At 61.0% G+C, this 17,440-nt stretch carries 14 protein-coding genes; 7 read left to right on the top strand and 7 right to left on the bottom strand.

Features of this window, described 5'->3' with window-relative positions; all coding sequences use genetic code 11:
- Nucleotides 1-1,262: FecR family protein (locus A3736_RS16775; protein WP_197465618.1), on the bottom strand; the 1,262-nt coding region annotated here is incomplete at its 3' end.
- A gap of 141 nt (nucleotides 1,263-1,403) precedes the next feature.
- On the opposite strand from A3736_RS16775, the gene A3736_RS14185 reads away from it, so the two are divergent.
- Nucleotides 1,404-3,050 (top strand): ShlB/FhaC/HecB family hemolysin secretion/activation protein, encoded by a 1,647-nt coding sequence (locus tag A3736_RS14185; RefSeq protein WP_197465617.1) that lies wholly within the window; start codon nucleotides 1,404-1,406, stop codon nucleotides 3,048-3,050.
- 229 nt (nucleotides 3,051-3,279) lie between these two features.
- On the opposite strand, the gene A3736_RS14180 is transcribed toward A3736_RS14185, so the two are convergent.
- A complete protein-coding gene (locus tag A3736_RS14180) occupies nucleotides 3,280-4,653 on the bottom strand; it encodes an IS1182 family transposase (protein WP_067684311.1) in 1,374 nt (457 codons plus the stop codon).
- Between the two features lie 146 nt (nucleotides 4,654-4,799).
- Here A3736_RS14180 and A3736_RS14175 point away from each other — a divergent pair, with 146 nt between their 5' ends.
- Complete coding sequence (locus A3736_RS14175) at nucleotides 4,800-8,165, top strand: PAS domain-containing protein (RefSeq protein ID WP_067684308.1); 3,366 nt, start codon at nucleotides 4,800-4,802, stop codon at nucleotides 8,163-8,165.
- On the opposite strand, the gene A3736_RS14170 is transcribed toward A3736_RS14175, so the two are convergent.
- The 3 genes from A3736_RS14170 to A3736_RS14160 form a co-directional block, all read right to left on the bottom strand.
- Nucleotides 8,162-8,515 carry a response regulator gene (locus A3736_RS14170; RefSeq protein ID WP_067684305.1) on the bottom strand — a complete coding sequence of 118 codons (354 nt, stop codon included), beginning with the start codon at nucleotides 8,513-8,515 and terminating at the stop codon, nucleotides 8,162-8,164. The two genes, A3736_RS14175 and A3736_RS14170, sit on opposite strands and share 4 nt — an antisense overlap.
- Before the next feature lie 262 nt (nucleotides 8,516-8,777).
- The gene (locus A3736_RS14165; protein WP_067684302.1) at nucleotides 8,778-10,076 is read right to left on the bottom strand and encodes a tetratricopeptide repeat protein; all 1,299 of its coding nucleotides are present in this window, start codon (nucleotides 10,074-10,076) and stop codon (nucleotides 8,778-8,780) included.
- Nucleotides 10,073-10,852: a TauD/TfdA family dioxygenase gene (locus A3736_RS14160; protein WP_067684299.1), complete on the bottom strand. Its 780-nt coding sequence runs from the start codon at nucleotides 10,850-10,852 to the stop codon at nucleotides 10,073-10,075. The genes A3736_RS14165 and A3736_RS14160 overlap by 4 nt, the downstream gene beginning before the upstream one ends.
- Before the next feature lie 498 nt (nucleotides 10,853-11,350).
- On the opposite strand from A3736_RS14160, the gene A3736_RS14155 reads away from it, so the two are divergent.
- The 5 genes from A3736_RS14155 (at nucleotide 11,351) to A3736_RS14135 (ending at nucleotide 14,545) form a co-directional block, all read left to right on the top strand.
- A complete protein-coding gene (locus A3736_RS14155) occupies nucleotides 11,351-12,265 on the top strand; it encodes an exonuclease domain-containing protein (protein ID WP_156502142.1) in 915 nt (304 codons plus the stop codon).
- A gap of 70 nt (nucleotides 12,266-12,335) precedes the next feature.
- Nucleotides 12,336-12,884, top strand: coding sequence for a hypothetical protein (locus A3736_RS14150; protein WP_067684293.1), 549 nt, complete (start codon nucleotides 12,336-12,338; stop codon nucleotides 12,882-12,884).
- 85 nt (nucleotides 12,885-12,969) lie between these two features.
- Nucleotides 12,970-13,554: a hypothetical protein gene (locus tag A3736_RS14145; protein ID WP_067684290.1), complete on the top strand. Its 585-nt coding sequence runs from the start codon at nucleotides 12,970-12,972 to the stop codon at nucleotides 13,552-13,554.
- A 42-nt stretch (nucleotides 13,555-13,596) separates the two neighbouring features.
- Nucleotides 13,597-13,785: a hypothetical protein gene (locus A3736_RS14140; protein ID WP_067684287.1), complete on the top strand. Its 189-nt coding sequence runs from the start codon at nucleotides 13,597-13,599 to the stop codon at nucleotides 13,783-13,785.
- Between the two features lies 1 nt (nucleotide 13,786).
- Nucleotides 13,787-14,545: a hypothetical protein gene (locus A3736_RS14135; RefSeq protein ID WP_067684284.1), complete on the top strand. Its 759-nt coding sequence runs from the start codon at nucleotides 13,787-13,789 to the stop codon at nucleotides 14,543-14,545.
- Between the two features lie 78 nt (nucleotides 14,546-14,623).
- Here A3736_RS14135 and A3736_RS14130 read toward each other — a convergent pair whose 3' ends face one another.
- Nucleotides 14,624-14,848: a hypothetical protein gene (locus A3736_RS14130; protein ID WP_067684281.1), complete on the bottom strand. Its 225-nt coding sequence runs from the start codon at nucleotides 14,846-14,848 to the stop codon at nucleotides 14,624-14,626.
- A gap of 72 nt (nucleotides 14,849-14,920) precedes the next feature.
- Nucleotides 14,921-17,440 (bottom strand): autotransporter outer membrane beta-barrel domain-containing protein (locus A3736_RS14125; RefSeq protein WP_156502141.1); only part of this gene is annotated, 2,520 nt, incomplete at its 5' end.

Genomic DNA, 17,440 nt, shown 5'->3' with positions numbered 1-17,440 from the left:
TCGTTATCGTCATCATCGTCGCGATCGTCATCGTCGTCGTCACGATCATCATCATCCTCGCCAGGATCTGGCTCAGGCTCAGGTTCAGGCTCAGGCTCAGGTTCTGGTTCGGGTTCTGGTTCGGGCTCGGGTTCTGGCTCGGGCTCGGGTTCCGGCTCGGGCTCGGGCTCGGGCTCGGGCTCGGGCTCAGGCTCAGGTTCCGGCTCTGGCTCGGGCTCCGGCTCAGGCTCAGGTTCAGGCTCGGGCTCAGGCTCAGGCTCCGGCTCGGGTTCCGGCTCGGGTTCCGGCTCGGGTTCTGGCTCCAGCTCAGGTTCAGGCTCCGGCTCGGTTTCGGGCTCCGGCTCAGGTTCTGGCTCGGGCTCGGGAGCCGGTTCGGGCTCGGGTTCAGGCTCTGGTTCTGTCGGGGTCTCGACTGGCGGCGCCGCGATCTCGTTCGGTGTCGGTGCACCGCCGCGTCCAGCAAGAGCCGCCGCGTCCGCCACCAGGCCCGCGGCGAAATCTACCGTTTCGCCATCGATCAGGCCGCCCGACAGTTCGGACAAGTCCACGGATTCGCTTCCGAAGGAGGCGGTGATCATCTGAGCGGGTGCCGCAACGGCGAGGCCGTTCGATGCACTCGAAACCGCCGCCCCAGGGCTGGCGGGCGCCGCGCCCGGAAGGGCAGCTTGGGAGGCCGGACGAGCGGGCGAATCGATCACCCTGCGTTCCGATCCCTCGACTACGAGGCGGAAGCGATCGCCCGCAGCGACCATCGCGACCGCGCCCGGACGAACGAGATCGCGGGCCCCGCCATCGTCGGTCGAGACTTCCACCGCCCCTTCGAGCACCTGCATCGAAGCGCCGTCCCGTGCGACGGTAACCGTGAACGTGGTCCCCTTGACCACGGCGGCGAGATACTCGGTCTTCACGCCGAAATGCGGATTGGGCTGCTTGCCGATGTCGAACAGCGCGCTGCCCCAGTCCTGGACGATCTGGATGATCGAGCGCTCCTCGCCGCCCGCCGGGATCCGTATCTGCGAATTGCGGCGGACGGTCACGAATTCGCGTCCGCGCACCAGCACCGCGTTCCCGTCCGCTCCGGTCGTCACTATGGACCCGGCCGGCACTTGCACGCCGCGCCGGGCCGTGACGCTGGCTGTACCGCTGCGGACGGCCACCTGGCCCTGCGCTTCGCTGACGACCCACGGGCCGCTTTGCGCCAGAGCACTGGTGCTACAGAACAGGGCCGCGAGAGTGGATAGCTTTACGATTGGTCGGCTCACGAGGTTCTCCTTCGAGCCTGCCCTACGCGCCGAGCTTACACCAAGCGGTTTAGCGATATGGTCAAGAATGTCTGAAATTGACCGAATATCAACGGTTGGGTCCGTAGTTATGGCGGCTCGTATCAAGAAAGAGAGCCGCTCGTGCGTTCTAATGCTGCCAAAGTACTGTCGTTGGTCGCGCTGGCGGGCGCCTTTCCCGCCGCGGCGCAGGACGCGCTCGATCGCACCGACCCCACACAGGCCGAGGCGGATGAGAAGGCGCAGCCGATCGGAGACGACGAGACCCGGATCGACACGGTCGAGATTGACGTCGACCGGACCGTGTTCGACGACACGCGATACGATGTCGGGGCGATCGTGGTCGAGGGGCTGGTCGCGCTCTCCCCCCAGGATTTCGCCGACATCGTGCAAGACTATTCCGCCCGCACGCTAGGGGCAGGGGAAATGTCCGCGCTCAGTGACCGGATCGCGGCGCGCGCGAGAGAGCGGGGCTTCATCTTCGCCAACGCCGTCATCTCACCGCAATCGCTTTCGTCCGGCGTTCTGCGCGTGAGCCTAGACGAAGGCGTGATCGACGAAATCCGGATCGAGGGAGATGCGGACCCGGCGATTCTCTCGCAACTCGAGCCGTTGCGCGATGGTCGTCCGGTGACGCTCGCGCGGCTAGAGCGCCACATCCTGCTGGCGGACGACATTTCCGGCATCCGATTGCGATCGCCGCGCTACGAGCGCGAGGGTGAGCGCGGCGTCCTGATCGTGGAGGCTCGCCGCGACCGTTTCTCAGGCCGGGCCGAACTCGCTAACGACGGATCGCAGCCAATCGGTCCCCTGCGCGCGCGGATCGATTTCGACGCGAACGGGCTGATATCGCCTTTCGACGAGATCGACTTTACCTATTCGACGGTTCCCACCGAACCGGGCGAGTTGCAATATCTGGCGGGCCGCTACAGCGTGGTTGTGTCCCCGCAAGGGACGGAGGTGTCTTTCGGGGCATCCTATTCCGCGACGCATCCGGGCGCCTATCTGGCGGACCGCGACATCTTCGGGAAATCCGCGCGCGTGTCGGGACGCCTGCGCCATCCGCTGCGCCGTTCGCGCGGCTTCTCGATCTGGGTGGATGGGGAACTGGAATTCCGCGACTTGCGCCAGGACCGTTTCGGCGCGCTTGCGCGCCACGATCGTATCCCGGTGGCGCGCCTCGGTTTCTATTCGCGGGCGCTCATGCTCGACGGAGCGATCCGCGGCGGCCTGACCCTGTCGCAGGGGCTCGATATCCTGGACGCGACGCAGCAGGGCGATCCTCTCGCCTCGCGCGAAGACGCTTCGCCCGATTTCACCGTACTTTCGGGCTGGTTCGCATGGGAGCGCGCGCTGGCGTCCTCGCTTGAACTCGCTCTGGCGGGGCGTGGACAGCTATCGAGCACACCTCTGCTGATCACCGAGGACATCGGCCTTGGCGGCAATTCCTTCCTGCGCGGCTACGATTTTAGCGAACGGTCGGGCGACAACGGGATCATGGGTTCGGCCGAACTGCGTTACGACTGGAGAAATCCGCTCGGCATGCTGCGGCGCGCCGAGCTTTACGCCTTCGCCGATGGCGGGGTAGTCGGCAATCTGGAAGACGGGCGTGGCAGCGGTTCTCTCGCATCGAGCGGCGGGGGCATCCGCACCGACCTCACCCGCAATCTCGACCTTGATCTGGAATTGGCGTTCCCCCTCACCGGGCCACGCTACGACACCGACGACAAATCCCCGCGCTTCAACGTCGCCGTCACGCAGTCGTTCTGATGCTCGAATCGGGACGCTTGCCAAAGCGGCTCAAGTGCGCCGCTTGAGACGGCAGAAGCCAGGCGAGTGCGGGGGCATACTAAATTTGGAGGGGAATCTACGTCCGCTTTCGGTTAGTAGCCAAAGTTTCGCGAACAACCGCGATTAGGGCGTATTCTGTTGAAGAAGTCGCCGCTGGAGCGTTTGGACACTGTCATCTGACGGCGGGGGAGCGGCGTTGCCATCGCGTTCAGGCGGGTGCGAGGCCCGGGATTGGCTTCATTTTGACCAGCTTGCGGAGGTTCTGGGCCGCGGCTGCGAGGTGGAACTCGTCTTTCGTTCCATTGGGACCGCGCAGGCGCACGCGATCCAGTTTGAGGATGCGCTTGAGGTGGGCGAACAGCATCTCGACCTTCTTCCGCTGCCGACTGGAGACTCGGTAAGCATCGCTGGCGGTGATCTCGCGGGTCAGATCGCGTGCACCTTCGTAGACCGAGCGGGTCACCTTGCGAGCCGGCATGTTGGGCGTGCAGCGCTGGCGCAAGGTGCAGGTCTGACAGTCCTGCTGCCGGGCGCGGTATCGGATCGATCCGTCCTTATCGATCCCGCTTCGCGGCGTGCTGAAGTTGCGGTTGGACCGTCGCAGCCGATTGCCGGCCGGGCAGATGTAACTGTCGTCCTCGTGATCGTAGGTGAAGTCCGATCGGGCGAACGTGCCATCATTGCGCGCCGATTTTTCGAACACCGGGATGTGCGGCTCGATCCCTCGTTCCTCAACCAGCCAGGCCAGGTTCGGCGCGGAGCCGTAAGCCGTATCGGCCACCAGCTTCTCCGGCCAAAGGCCGAACCGCTCCTGCGTCCGTTCGATCATCCGACGCTGGGCGAGGACTTCGGCTTGCCGGATCGCTGTCGTCGCCTCGACATCGACGATCACCGCGTGGTCGAGATCGATCAGGTAATTGGTGCTGTAGGCGTAGAAGGCTCGCTCGCGCGTCGCCGCGGTCCAGCGCGAAGCGGGATCGGTGAGGTTGATGCGCTTGGGCGTGACCGGCGTCGATCCGCCGAACGCCGCATCGTCGAGGACCTCGAGATACTCCGCAACGGCGCGACCGGAGGCCTCGGGCGGAAGACCTTCCTCGCCCGGCACCGATCGCTGGCGATGGACATCGGCGCGGATAAGGCTGGCATCGACCGCGAAGCCTTCCGCGCCGACCAGCCCCTCGGCCATGCAGCGCTCGACGGTCAGCTCGAACAGCTTGCGCAACAGGTCGCTGTCGCGGAACCGGCCGTGCCGGTTCTTCGAGAAGGTCGAGTGATCAGGCACCGCGCCATCGAGATCAAGCCGGCAGAACCAGCGATAGGCGAGGTTGAGATGAACCTCTTCGCACAGCCGCCGCTCCGACCGAATACCCATGCAATAGCCCACGATCAGCATCCGGATCATCAGCTCGGGATCGATCGAGGGGCGCCCCATCGCGCTGTAGAACGGCTTCAGATGCTCGCGGATGCCGGACAGATCGACGAAGCGGTCGATCGATCGCAGCAGGTGATCGCCCGGCACGTGTTCCTCGATGCGGAAGCTGTAGAACAGCGCTTCCTGCATTACCGTCCGCTCACCCATCATCAGCCCGATCTCCGCTTGCCTGCGGATTACTGAATCAGGACTTCACGCCGATCTCAAGCGAGACTTTTTCAACGGAATAAGGGCGCAAACCAGCCGCCCAAACTGATAAAAATTGACAACGCGTTGCATATGACGAAACCGACGATATGCACCTGAAGAACGACGATAATGAAGATGAATCCGCTAGCCGTCTCGACGTAGCCGCAAAAGCAGCAGGGATCGGCGTGTGGGAGTTTGATCCCATCTCAGGTCGGCTCGACTGGGACGATCGCTGCCGCGAACTGTTCGGTATTTCCTCGGCACGCAGGATCGACTACCAGACCTTTCTTGAAGGGCTGCATTCCGACGACCGGGAAGCCGCCGATCTCGCCGTACAGCGTGCGCTAGATCCTACCGGCCCGGGGGGCTACGAGATAGCCTATCGCACGGTCGGCATCGAGGACGGCAAGATCCGCCACATCGCGGCGACCGGACGAACTTTTTTCGAGGATCGCGAAGGTCAACGCGTGGCCGTTCGTTTCGTTGGCGCCGTGGTGGACATCTCGGCAATCCTTGCAGCACAGGACGAGTTGAAGGAGACCGAAAGCCAGTATCGCGGAGTGCTCGAAGCCACGAACGACGCGATCTGGAACTGGGACCTCGTTGCGGATCACGTCGAGTGGAGCGAAGCCCTCCATTCCGCGTTCGGGCATTCTAAATCCGATGTGGAACCGACAGGGGGGTGGTGGCTTGACCAGATCCACGAAGACGATCGCGCCCGCGTAGACCGTGACATTCATACGGTCATTGAAAGCGACGGTATCGAATGGGAAGCCGAGTATCGGTTCAGATGCGGCAACGGTTCCTTCGCAACGGTGTACGATCGCGGCAGCGTGATCCGAGATCCAGATGGGCGACCCATTCGCATGATCGGTGCGATGCTGGACCTCAGTAATTTGCGAAAGGCGGAAAGGACACTCGCGCGGAGCGAGGAGCGTTATCGTGTCCTGACCGAGGTATCGCCGCAGATCGTCTGGATGGCCAATCCGGATGGACAACTGACCTACGCCAACCAGCAGTGGTTCGACTTCAGCGGTCAAGCGCGGAACGGTTCCGCGCAAGAGGCATGGAGGGACGCGATCCATCCGGACTATGTCACTGCTTTGAGGGAAGCATGGGCCGCCGGTAGCCGGGATACCGCAAAGTGGTCCGTTGAGGTGCCTCTCCGGCGCGGGGAGGACGGCTCTTGGCGTTGGCATGTCGTTCGCGGTCGCCCCGCCACAGGCGAGGATGGGACCGTGCAATCGTGGATCGGGGTTGCGCTCGACGTTCACGACAAACGGGAAGCGGCGGATGCCCTCGCGGCAGAAACGGCACGGCTCGAGACACTGCGGCGGGTGGGAAGTGAACTTTCGGCCGAACTCGAACTCGAGAATCTCGTGCAAAAGGTCACCGACGCAGGCGTGGAACTGTCCGGCGCGCAGTTCGGAGCCTTCTTTTACAACGTCCGGGATGATGCGGGCGAGCAGTATCTCCTCTACACTCTTTCTGGTGCCGACAGAGCCGACTTTGAGAAGCTGGGCCGACCGCGCATTACGGACATCTTCCGACCGACCTTCTCGGGCGAAGGTGTCATTCGGTCAGACGATATCACTAAAGATCCGCGTTACGGCAAGAACGCTCCTCACTCCGGCATGCCGAAGGATCATCTTCCGGTACGGAGCTATCTCGCTGTCCCCGTGATCGGAAGGGAAGCGGAAGTGATAGGTGCGCTTCTGTTCGGGCACCCCGATCCCGCTCGATTTACCGAGCAACACGAACGCCTTATCAAAGGCATCGCCGCGCACGCGTCGGTCGCGATCGATAATGCGCGGCTCTACAGGACAGCGCAGGACGAACTGCGCGAACGCCGCCGTGTCGAAGCCGACCTCAGAGAACTAACCGAGACGCTCGAAGAACGGGTGGCGAAGGAAATTGAGCTTCGCTCGAATGCAGAGGAAGCGTTGCGGCAGGCCCAGAAGATGGAAGCGGTCGGTCAACTCACCGGGGGGATCGCCCATGACTTCAACAATCTGCTGACGGTGATCGCCGGCAATATCGATATGGCGGCCCGTGCGATCGAAAATGCGGGCGAGACAAATCCGCGTGTCGCCAGGGCACTCGACGGCGCGCAGCGCGCCGCATCGCTGACCCAGCGCCTTCTTGCCTTCGCTCGCCGGCAGCCCCTCGACCCGAAACCGATCCGCGTTGACCGCCTGATCCGCGGCATGTCCGACCTCCTGGACCGTTCGCTCGGCGAGAGGGTCGAGGTAGAGTTCGTGGGCGCACCTGGACTCTGGCTGGTCGAGGTCGATCCTAACGAACTGGAATCCGCAATCGTCAATCTGGCAGTGAACGCGCGTGATGCGATGCCCGAAGGGGGCAAGCTAACGATTGAGGTCAGCAATGCGAGGCTGGACGAGGCCTATGCCGCACGCCACGCGGAGGTCGCCCCGGGACAATATGTCATGCTCGCGATAAGCGATACCGGTAGCGGCATGCCACCCGAGCTTCTCGACAAGGTCTTCGAGCCGTTCTTCACGACCAAGGAAGTCGGCAAGGGGACCGGGCTCGGCCTCAGCATGGTCTACGGGCTCGTTAAACAGTCCGGGGGACACGTGAAGATCTACAGTGAATCAAATCGCGGGACCACGGTGAAGATCTATCTGCCCCGCCTCCATGATGAAGTAGCTCTGGTCGACGAGGTCGATCCTGCCGAAGCGCTGGAGGAAAGCGATCTCCAAGAACTGGTCTTGCTCGTCGAGGACGACGAGGATGTGCGTGCATATACTGCCGATTGTCTACGGGAACTCGGTTACCGGGTCGTCGAAGCTGCATCAGGCGAGGACGCGGTTGCTCTCGTCAAGCAGACGCTTGAGGAGATCGATCTCCTATTCACCGACGTCGTCATGCCCGGAATGACCGGTGAGGAACTCGCGGCCGAACTTCGGCGCGACCGACCCGACCTCAAGGTCCTCTATGCGTCGGGCTATACCCGCGATGCCATCGTGCATTCGGGACGTCTTCAGCGCGGTGTAGCTCTCCTCCAGAAGCCGTTCAATTTTGCGGAACTAGCACGCAAGCTTCGCGATGTCCTCGAGCTCGGCAATGTCGGACGCGCCATCGCCCTGGTCGATACGAACAGGCAACACGGGCCGGCCCGCGAAGCACTGGGCTCATCCGGCTATGAAGTCGATGTCGTTCACACGGCGAGAGAACTGACGGATAAGGTGCGCTTGCTGGAAGGTCGCGTCGATTGCGTGGTACTCGACGACCGTTCGCAGCAGGTCGACATCGCGCGTACGATCTCGGTTCTCCGCTCGATCGCCGAACATCTTCCGATCCTTGTCCTATCGGACGATTGGGAACGCCTGAAGAAGCTCGAGGACCGATGCATCGCCATTGCGCCGACACCGGACCGGACGGCTGAAGTAACCACCTTGCTGAGACGCCTGAAGGTCCGCTGCAACAACGATCACGACAGCGGAACTTAGCCTCTTTTCAATTCCTCGAGCGCCCTTTCGACATCATCCAATACATAGGGCTTGGGAATGAAAGCGGCATCCTCTCCGCAGCGCGATCGATCGACGTCTCCCCCGTAACCGCTGGCTACGGCAAGGGGAATATCGAGTTCGCGCAGCCGGTCCATGACAGGATAGCTGACTTCTTCCCCTAGGCAGAGATCGACGATAGCTGCGACTGGTCTATTTTTTTCGAGAAAGGCAAGCGCGCTATCCACCGATGACACGCACGCCGCGACATCACGGCCAAGCGCATCAATGATGTCCTCCAAGAGCATGGAGATCATGCCATCGTCTTCGACGATCAGTATTTTGTCCCGCATCACCTTATCCCCCTCCTGTTGCCGTTCTGTTCATACCATGCACCATTGGCAAGCCTGTTCTGACACGAACCCGCCGTTGAAGCGTTTGGGATTGCATAAGTTTACGATCGAGATGCGGTTCGATGGATATGATGCAGGTCTTCTTCATTAACTGCCCCGGTTTGCTGCGCACGATCTCGGCGGCCGTCTGCGCCTATGCCAGCATGATCTTGGTGCTGCGCGTGGCGGGCAAGCATGCGCTCTCGAAGCTGCACGTTTTCGGTTACATCGTCACGGTCGCGCGCGCTTCGCAACTAAATTGTCGGTCCCACCGAGGGCTTCCGATACGGTTTTCTATCATCTTGGCAAACGCTCGCGACACCGTTTCAAGATGAGGGCGCGTATAGGGAAAAGCGGCTACGTGGTCGAAATTGTGTCGCATCGCGGCATTGGTTTCGAAAATAAAGAGTTCGCCAGCCGCTGAGACTGTGAAATCGATTCCTGCAAAATCGAGATGCAGCGCCTGCCCTACGTCGTGGATCGCTTGCCATGCGGCTTTGCCACAGGCAGCTTCCGGATCTGCCAAATAGTGACGCTCCATTGCTTGGAAATGCTCGCTGGACGCCATTACGCGATAGCGATCGCCCGAGTGAATCTGCCACATGTCATTCGCCAGCCATGCCACTGGGTAGACTTCGCCATCGATGAAAAAGGCGCGCGCCTTGTGGAACATTTCCCCATTTCGTCGACAATCCGTGAAGGCAATCGCATAGACATGCCGCTTGCGTCGCAGCGCATGTAGGGCGCAATCGATGTCCGCAAGTTTGCTGCATAAATAGACTTCCCGGCCCGTTTGCCGCCCGGTCGCGCGGAGGATCAGCGGCAGCGTCATCTCCTCCCGCGCCAGTGTAGCGAGGAGCGCCGCTCTGCCTTCGCGCAGTGAGACTCTTAGCGTCTTGGGAAATTTCGTATGCCGGATTCCGGCGAGCCGTTGGTAATTGCCGTCGCGCGTAGTCCGCAGCACAGCTTGCGGACGGTTAATCACCGGCAGATGCGGATGCTCGCGCAGATATTGCGCAACCGCCTTCAATGATCGCCGGCCACGATCGGCACAGGCTATGGTATTGAGCAGTAGGCGGGCCTCCCCCGCTGCATGAAGCGGGCTGGGATCACCGGCTACAAGATTCGCGGTGACGAGATTGCGTTTTTCACCGTGCAGTAAATGGGCGAGTGCGAAATGCCCCCCTTTAAACTTGAATTCGATTGCTCCCGTCGGACGACCAACCGCGCAATAGTTCGCAGAATCGAGGCAGCGTGGTCGCAAGATCAATTGCTTCGGGTCTGCTTCCACAGATCGTTCGATCGGCCGTGCTTGTGCAGCTTTCGTAAGGAGCTCACGGGCATCTTTACGGGATCTGCGCTTGCGCATGATGGCCGACAGGCCGAGCAGCCCATCCGCATCGTTCGGGTCAATCTCTATCTGCTGACGAAAAATCGCTTCCGCGGCATCGAGATCGCCGCTCCGCAGCAGTTCCTTCAGCGAGCGCGGGGCGACGAAATTCTCCTGCACATCGATGTTCATTCGATCTCTCGCACCCGCAAACGATAGCGCAACATCAGCCGGTCGCTATTCGACGCAAAACCACCGCGCGCATGCAAAGCTTTCTGGTTATTGACGAACAGGATATCACCAGCGTCCAACGCGAAAGAAGTTTGCTCGACGAGTTCCGCCAAGACCTGATCCAGCTCCTCAAGGGCGGGTCCATGCTTCACGATCCCCTCGTTTTTGCGCAACGCGCATTCCTGTAGTTGAGTGCGGTAATAACGGATTGAGGGGGCGGCTTGCTGTCCCCACAACACTCGCATCGGCCCACGCCCGAAATCGTGGCATCTTTGACGCAAGGCGTTCCGCGTCGCAGCCGAAAGCCGAGCGACGACATCATTCGCGCATACCACCGACGACAGGCCACCCCCGTTGCGATCCGGTCGCACCATTGCGAAGGCGACCAGCGAATGTGGTCGTCGCGCATGCGCGGAGTCGGTGTGGAACGCCAGCGGCTGGTTTGTGCGACTGTAGCGAGTCCCTTTGCTTTCCCTCGCCGCTGCTTCTTGGTCGATCTGAACGCGCGTAAACGAGAGACGTTGCTCGGGCGCAAGGGGCGCGAGTAACGCCTTGGTCTCTTCTGGATCAGAAACAAGGTTAGGATCATGGTGGACGAAGAAATAAGGCGGCCTCGAAAGCCGCCGCACGAGCTCCGATCGAAGCTCCGCATAACGATCTTCAGGGACGCGATCTTCCAAGGCCGGCGCAAGCGCCGCCCGCGAGGCGATCATCATTTTTGCCGAAGTCCAGAACATTTGGCGAGCCTAGGTCCATCATGGTTAACTTCTGGCTAAACATGATTATCGAGACCCGCTCAGTCAGCCGACTTCTCGCGGCCGCAATGGAACGCAACCAGCATCCTCGAACGCAACACGGCCAAGCGCAACGGAATGCTTCGCTTTTATCCGACTATCGACAGGACAACCTGTCATATTCGCACTGAAACGACTGAAGGTATTTGAGGCAACCGAGTTGCGCCCCTAGCAACCGTAAATTGGAGGCGCTGCAAGCATCGGCACCGTCGTGGTTGAACGGCAGCTTTCAGGATCGCGTTACGATAGATCGGATAGCCGTTGTGGGGCGCAAGGCTGACATTATTGAGCCTACTTCACGGCCCAGCACGCATCCCCATTAGGAAAATTTCGACCTACCCAGCCTCGTTGAAAGCGATGGAAAGACGCTGTTCCTGAGGACAGCGGGAGAGGGAAAAAGCCCTCCGGTTGTCCTCGTCCATCAACGACGAGGAACACAAAATGCGTAGACCGAACAGACCGGGCGTCAATCAGAACGACATTGACTATACTCGCACCCTGCGCCGCATCACGCCGCTTTCCGAGTGGCACGCCCCCTCCGATGCGGGTCCGCCCTTGATGAAGATTGCCGTGATCGACACCGAAACCACCGGGTTCGATCCGCAATACGACGAGCTGATCGAGATTGCCGTTGCCATGATCGTCATCGATGAAAAGGCCCGCGTGATAGCGGTGGAAAGCCTGCGGAGCGGAATGCAGCAGCCATGTCGTCCGATCGAGCCAGAGATCAGCCGGATCACCGGAATCACGACCGAAATGGTCGAAGGCACGCGGTTCGTGCCTCAACAAATCGCCGACCATCTTGCCGAAGCGGATGCCTGCCTGGCCTTCAACGCCAGTTTCGATCGGCGCCACCTCGAAGAGCTCGTGCCGGAGGTCGGGGCTATGCCCTGGATCTGTGCGATGGCGGATGTCGACTGGCATGGGTGTGGCTTCGATGGCCGTGCACAGGGGTATCTGTTGATGCAGACGGGCCTGTTCAATCCTGTCGCGCACCGCGCGGGCGACGATGTCGCGAGCCTCGTCAATCTCCTCGCGCATGTGTGCGAAGATGAACGCACCGTCATGGCCCACGCTCTCGAAGGTGCCAAGGCAGCCAGCTGGCGCTTCGAAGCAAGCGATCTGCCGCATCGCCTGAAGAAGGACGCATATCGGCGCGGCTACCGCCGATCGTATCACGGTGTCTATCACAAGCTTGTGCGAGAGCCGGACCACGACGCCGAGATCGCCTGGTATCGGGAACTGGTCGGTCGCGATCCAACCATCGTCCCGGTTGACTGGATCGATCGCTACCGCGCCGAGTGGACGTGGGAACCAGAGAAGCGGGAAGTGGAAGTGGCGCACTGGCGGCGCTGATGGTGGGCCATCCGGTTGAGGGAAAAGGCTCCGGCGAACACGCCATCACACTGAAATAAGGAACAGATTGATGAACAATTCCCAAGCTGGTGGGCTCGAAGCTCACCGGGCGAACGCGCTCGCCCTCCGTCTCGAACTCGGATTACCCGCAATCGCGACGGGCACGTCGGCGGTCACCTTCGGCGGCGTAGTGACCGCTAGCCTGCCGGTGATGGAAGGAATTGCCCGCAAGGCATCCGACGATCGCCAGGACGCGGTCTTCGCGGTCTATAATACGGATTCGGACACCAAGCCCGCCTGGTATTTCCTGGTGTTCCGAATGATGGATTCCATCGGAATGGTTCGGGTTGAGCCGGTCTGTATCGGCGCCGAAAAGGCCCTCGTCCTCGTCACGATGGATCGCAGCCGTCAGTTCGCCATCGATGGGCGTGGCATCCTCAGAGAAATGAAGGTCGCCAAGGCAACGAAGCGATCCGGGACACTCGCACAAGCGGAGCGTCGGATCGCGGCCGCGGCGGAAGCCCTTGCTCCGGTTCTCAAGACGGGGGCGTGGAAAGCGGACACCTTCGCATTCCAGGCTGACGGCACCGCGGTCCCGGTGAACAACGCAGCAGCCTGACAGCTTCCAACTACCGGACTCAATGGGGCGGCGCTTCACCAGGAGCGCTGCCCCTTTTTCCGTTTTACAGCAAGGGACCATTTCCATGGCCGATATCTTACGGCGGCATCCGCAAATCCTGTGCTCTCTCGCGATCATCCGCGACCGAAGCGAATTCGCTAGCCGCTCGGCTATCCGTTCGACCGCGATCTTCACCGTCACTCGCAGCAGACGAGCGGGGGCGAGGTTCGCCCTAGATCATCGCGCCTTCGATAGGAGGGCGACCCGTGCGGAAATCCTTGCCGGTATCGCTGAACGCCTTCCGTTTGGAGCAACCGTGATCGCACGCGCTTCTCGTACACCGCAGCACTATTTCCGCCACGCGTTCGCCGCAGGTGGACCGCTCCCACTGGCCGACCTGCAATTACTCCAATGCAAACGTGGGGATCTCGACTTCCTGCCGCTCGAATGCGCGAACCTTGCGATGGAGGAGATCGCGGCAGCATATCGGATCGAGCGGGCCGGGCCCGGTTCGAACATCCTCTCTCGGTCGCGCAGAGCACCGGACGAGGCGCAGTGTCTGTGGCTGGCCTTCCTCTGGTCGCAATTCTCCCCGCACGAGCAGACCTCGTTGAGCACGGCGTGGGAAGCGTGGCGCGCCATCGAACGGGCGCGGCCACTCCCCTTTTGAAGAAGCGCGATGATGCCAACACTGTGAGAAAGGAAAAGCAAAATGGCAAAAACGTATCTCGCGCTCGACGCGGAATTTTTCTGGGACCGTGACCTGCATGAACTGCATCGGGCGATGGATCCCAAATCTCAGCGGCATGCAGTTGCCGTGAAGAAGGTTATGGCGGCAGGCGTCTTTCAGTTCACCATTGACGAGGAAGGTCGGGTGTCCCCGCAAATGAAAGGAAAATAGCATGGCACGCTTGAAATACACCTTCATCGATACCGAGAGCTGGTGGGATCGCGATCTCCATCGCGCCTACCAGCATCTCGATCCCGCGACCGAGCATCGTCGGATCGGCTGTCGGCGCATCGGCGTTGCAGCGGCTCTGGATGTCGAGATCGATGACGAAGGCCGGATCTCGGTTGGTGCTGTCGCTTCTTGGACCGCGCTCGACCTTGGCGGCGAAAGAGAAGTCGTCAGTCGGTTGTTCGATCATCTGCGTCAGCGAGAAGACCGCATCGTGGTGACCTATGGCGGCATCGCGACCGACGTTCAGATCTTGACGCTGGCGGCGATGCAGTATGGGCTGCGGCTCCCTCCTCATCTGCTCGACCTGCCGGGTCGAAAAGGTCCGCGATGGCATCTCGATCTTGCACTCATGCTCAAAGGCGGTGGCCGGACCTTCCATCATTTGTCCGAGGTAGCGTTGCGCATCGGCATCCCGCTCAAATTGCTCGAGGATAAGAAGTGGGTGGATGCCCCAGCGTCCGCCGGAGCGTGGGATCAGGTCCGAGCGCACTGTGAGAAGGACTGCATCGTCACGGCCAGCGCGATGATCGCCTGGAGATGTGTACAGGGGCATGATGCTCTTCGGCTCGAGCCGGCGCTGCTCGGTCTGTTCGCCGGGGTTCTTCGCAGTCGGTCCGAGGAGTCTTACGGCGGTCTCTTGCAAGCCTACCAGGTGTCGCTCGAACAACGGATTTCGAGCGCTTGGGCCGAGGCCGCCTGAGGTTCCTAACCATCTATGCGCCAAATGTGATCGATTCCGACATAGGGTCTGATACAATTTTTTCGCGATCCAAACCGATCACCGTTCAGCGAACACGCTATCCAAATATGCTGCCAGCCTGATCCCACCCTGCTTCAGCCGCATCTTTGCCATGCTAAGATGCTCGTATTGATAGGCGTAGCCAAGGCTGGGGTTAGACTGGCTCCCTGTTGGGTAGATGTCTTCGCGTATCTGGGTGGCTTTTCTATTGGCGGCCAAAATCAAGACCATTGGCAATAAGAAGGTCTTTGCCGATGCAAGCATGACGCCTCGCCAATTGACCAAAAAAGGCGGGTTCCGGAACGGAACCCGCCTCCTTCGCAATCGGCTGAGGGGTCAGAAGCCGATCGTGACCCCGGCGTTCACGCTCGCCACGTCGACATTGCCTCCGGTGGCATAGCTTCCCCGCAGGAATGCTCCAGAATTCGTTCCGATGTCGGCGAACAAGCCCGCTCCGATGGTGAAGTAGCCATCCGGGTCGACACCCTGCAAACGGAAGCTGTTTGTCGGTGCACCCAGGAAAGCGACGTCACGGAACGAATTGTCGTCGTCGTCGAAGCTATAGGCTATCGTCACTTCGGGACGAAGCGTCGCAAGACCGGTCGTGAACGCGGTCCCTGCCCGCAGGCCGAGGGTCGGCGTGAGAACGCTTTCGTCGGCCTCGTATACAATCAGGCTGACCGCACCGGCGCCTTCTTCCGTGAAGCCATCGAAATCGAATTGGCGGAAGGAAAGCTGCCCGAACGGAGCGACCCAGCCACCGCCAAAATCGACCATGTACTCCGCACGCAGACTACCGCGAAGTTCGGTGCTGTCGAAAGCGGCAAGAGCCGTGCGCGACAGGGTCGGCATAATGCGCGTGGCGTTCCAGTCACTCCAGCCGTAGACGAGATCCGCTCCGATTGCGAAATTGCCGAACGCCTGGCGCAGATATGCCCCGACCATCCATGTGTCGGCTTCTGCGGTCAGAAGGTTGCTGTCCGAATTAGCGCTGATCCGACCGTAGCCGAAACCAAGACCGATCTCACCGCGACCAGTGGCAACGCCGAACCCTGCGGAGGCCCCGTAATTGTCGGCTTCGAAATCTCGCGAACCGACATCAGTGTCGCCCTCGAATTCGACGAAGTCACCTGACGGAGCGATCCAAACGTTGAAGCCACTGGCACCTGCCGGAACACGGCGGCTGCTGATGGCATCGACGAACGGCGCGGTCGTTTCGAGCGCAGTGAGCGAGCCATAGAATTCGCCCGACGCGAGCTCGTTCAAGGCCGTGGACACTTGGTCCATCGTCAGAAGCGAGTCGAAGCCTACGAAGATGTTCGCGAGATCCTGTGACAGGACGAACTGATTTCCGCCCAGTCCGATACCGCCTGCAGAACCGGCCCTGATCGTCGCGATGACATCGGGGAATGCTGCGGAAAGAGCAGTGCCCACAGCGATCGCGTTCTGGTTGTTCCCGGCAGTTTCGAAACCGACCCGATCGGCGCTTGCGAACACGATGGTCCGGCCACCTTCGGTTCTCGTGCCGAGGTCGAAGGTCACGAAGTTGGACGGTGAGTTCACCGCCACATTCGCACTGGTCGTAACCGTGCCCGAAACGCTCCCAATATCGACCCGCTGCCCATCGGTGAAGATACCGCCTGTCGGGCTAACCAAACGAACGGTGCCCGCCAGATTCATGTTTCCGTCGACCGTCAGGAACGAGGTTCCAAGGTTGGCAAAAGCCTGGCCGAATGCGTTCTCCGGCGTCGTGAACAGGCCCGAGGCCAAGCCGATCGACTGGAAGGCGAGCGGGTTGGTCGATGTGCTGTTGCTGGAGAAGCGCGGATCGCTCACCCGGACCAGGGTCGGTGTCACGCCAACAGAAAGCGAGCCGGTTCCGGTCTGGGTGAAGTTTCCATTCTGGTAAACCTCCACACCGTCGATAGCTGTTACCGAACTGTTTGTCCCGAACAGAGGAGCGGGAAGCTCCACGCGACTTCCCAGGACAAGGCTCGCCGCATTGACGGTGTTGCCGCGGATACCGAACACGCTGTCGCTTCTGCCGACTGTGGCCAGCTGGATTTCGCCACCATTGATGGCGAAAGTTCCGACATCCAGAGTGTAATCGGCGATCGTGTTCGTGTTGCTCCGCGGCGCAAACGCAGCGCCGGTGATCAGGAACATACCATTCCCAGCCTTTGTGAGCGATTGGACGCCAAGGACGCGGGCACCGCCTGCGAAGGCCGAAAGGTCACCCGCCGCCGCAATACCCGGATCGGTATTGCCGAAGCTGTCTTCGAGCATAGCCAGCGCCGTGTCGCCCAGACCGAGATAACCTGAGCCGTTTAAAGTCACGGTTGTTCTGGTGAACCGTTCGCCGGTTTCCTCGTCATATTCGGCCGCTACACCGCCGCCCGTCACGGATCCCGAATTCAGCGCGATACCTGCGGTAATACCGCTGGTGCGGATCGTGTCGTCGATCGCTCCGAAGACTCCCGCGACCGAGATCGTGCCTCCAAGAAGACCATTCTGTTCGACTGCATAACCCTGCTCGATGGCCTCGGCGAGATCGAAGACCTCTTCTTCGCCGAGCTGGGTCAACGTATCCGTCGAACGCGTCGTGTAATTATTTACGTTCTGACCAAGCGAGACGTCGCCGCGCAGAACGCCGTTATTGACGAGCGTTCCGTCGAGCGCGGCAAGCGAAGCATTGCCGGTCACAAGGCCGTTATTGGTCAGCGTGGCCGTACCGCCGGTTGCCGCATACGTGGTGGTGGTCGTGTCCGTACGGGTCACATCGTTCAGATCGGTCCGGGTCGTCGTGGACGAAATATCCTCGTAGAGCGAGAAAGCCCCGATCGATCCGAAAATCTG

It is taken from the genome of Erythrobacter sp. HI0063 (genome assembly GCF_001635685.1).
In the GTDB taxonomy this organism is placed as follows: Bacteria; Pseudomonadota; Alphaproteobacteria; order Sphingomonadales; family Sphingomonadaceae; genus Qipengyuania.
This window is presented reverse-complemented; position numbering and strand designations above follow the sequence as displayed.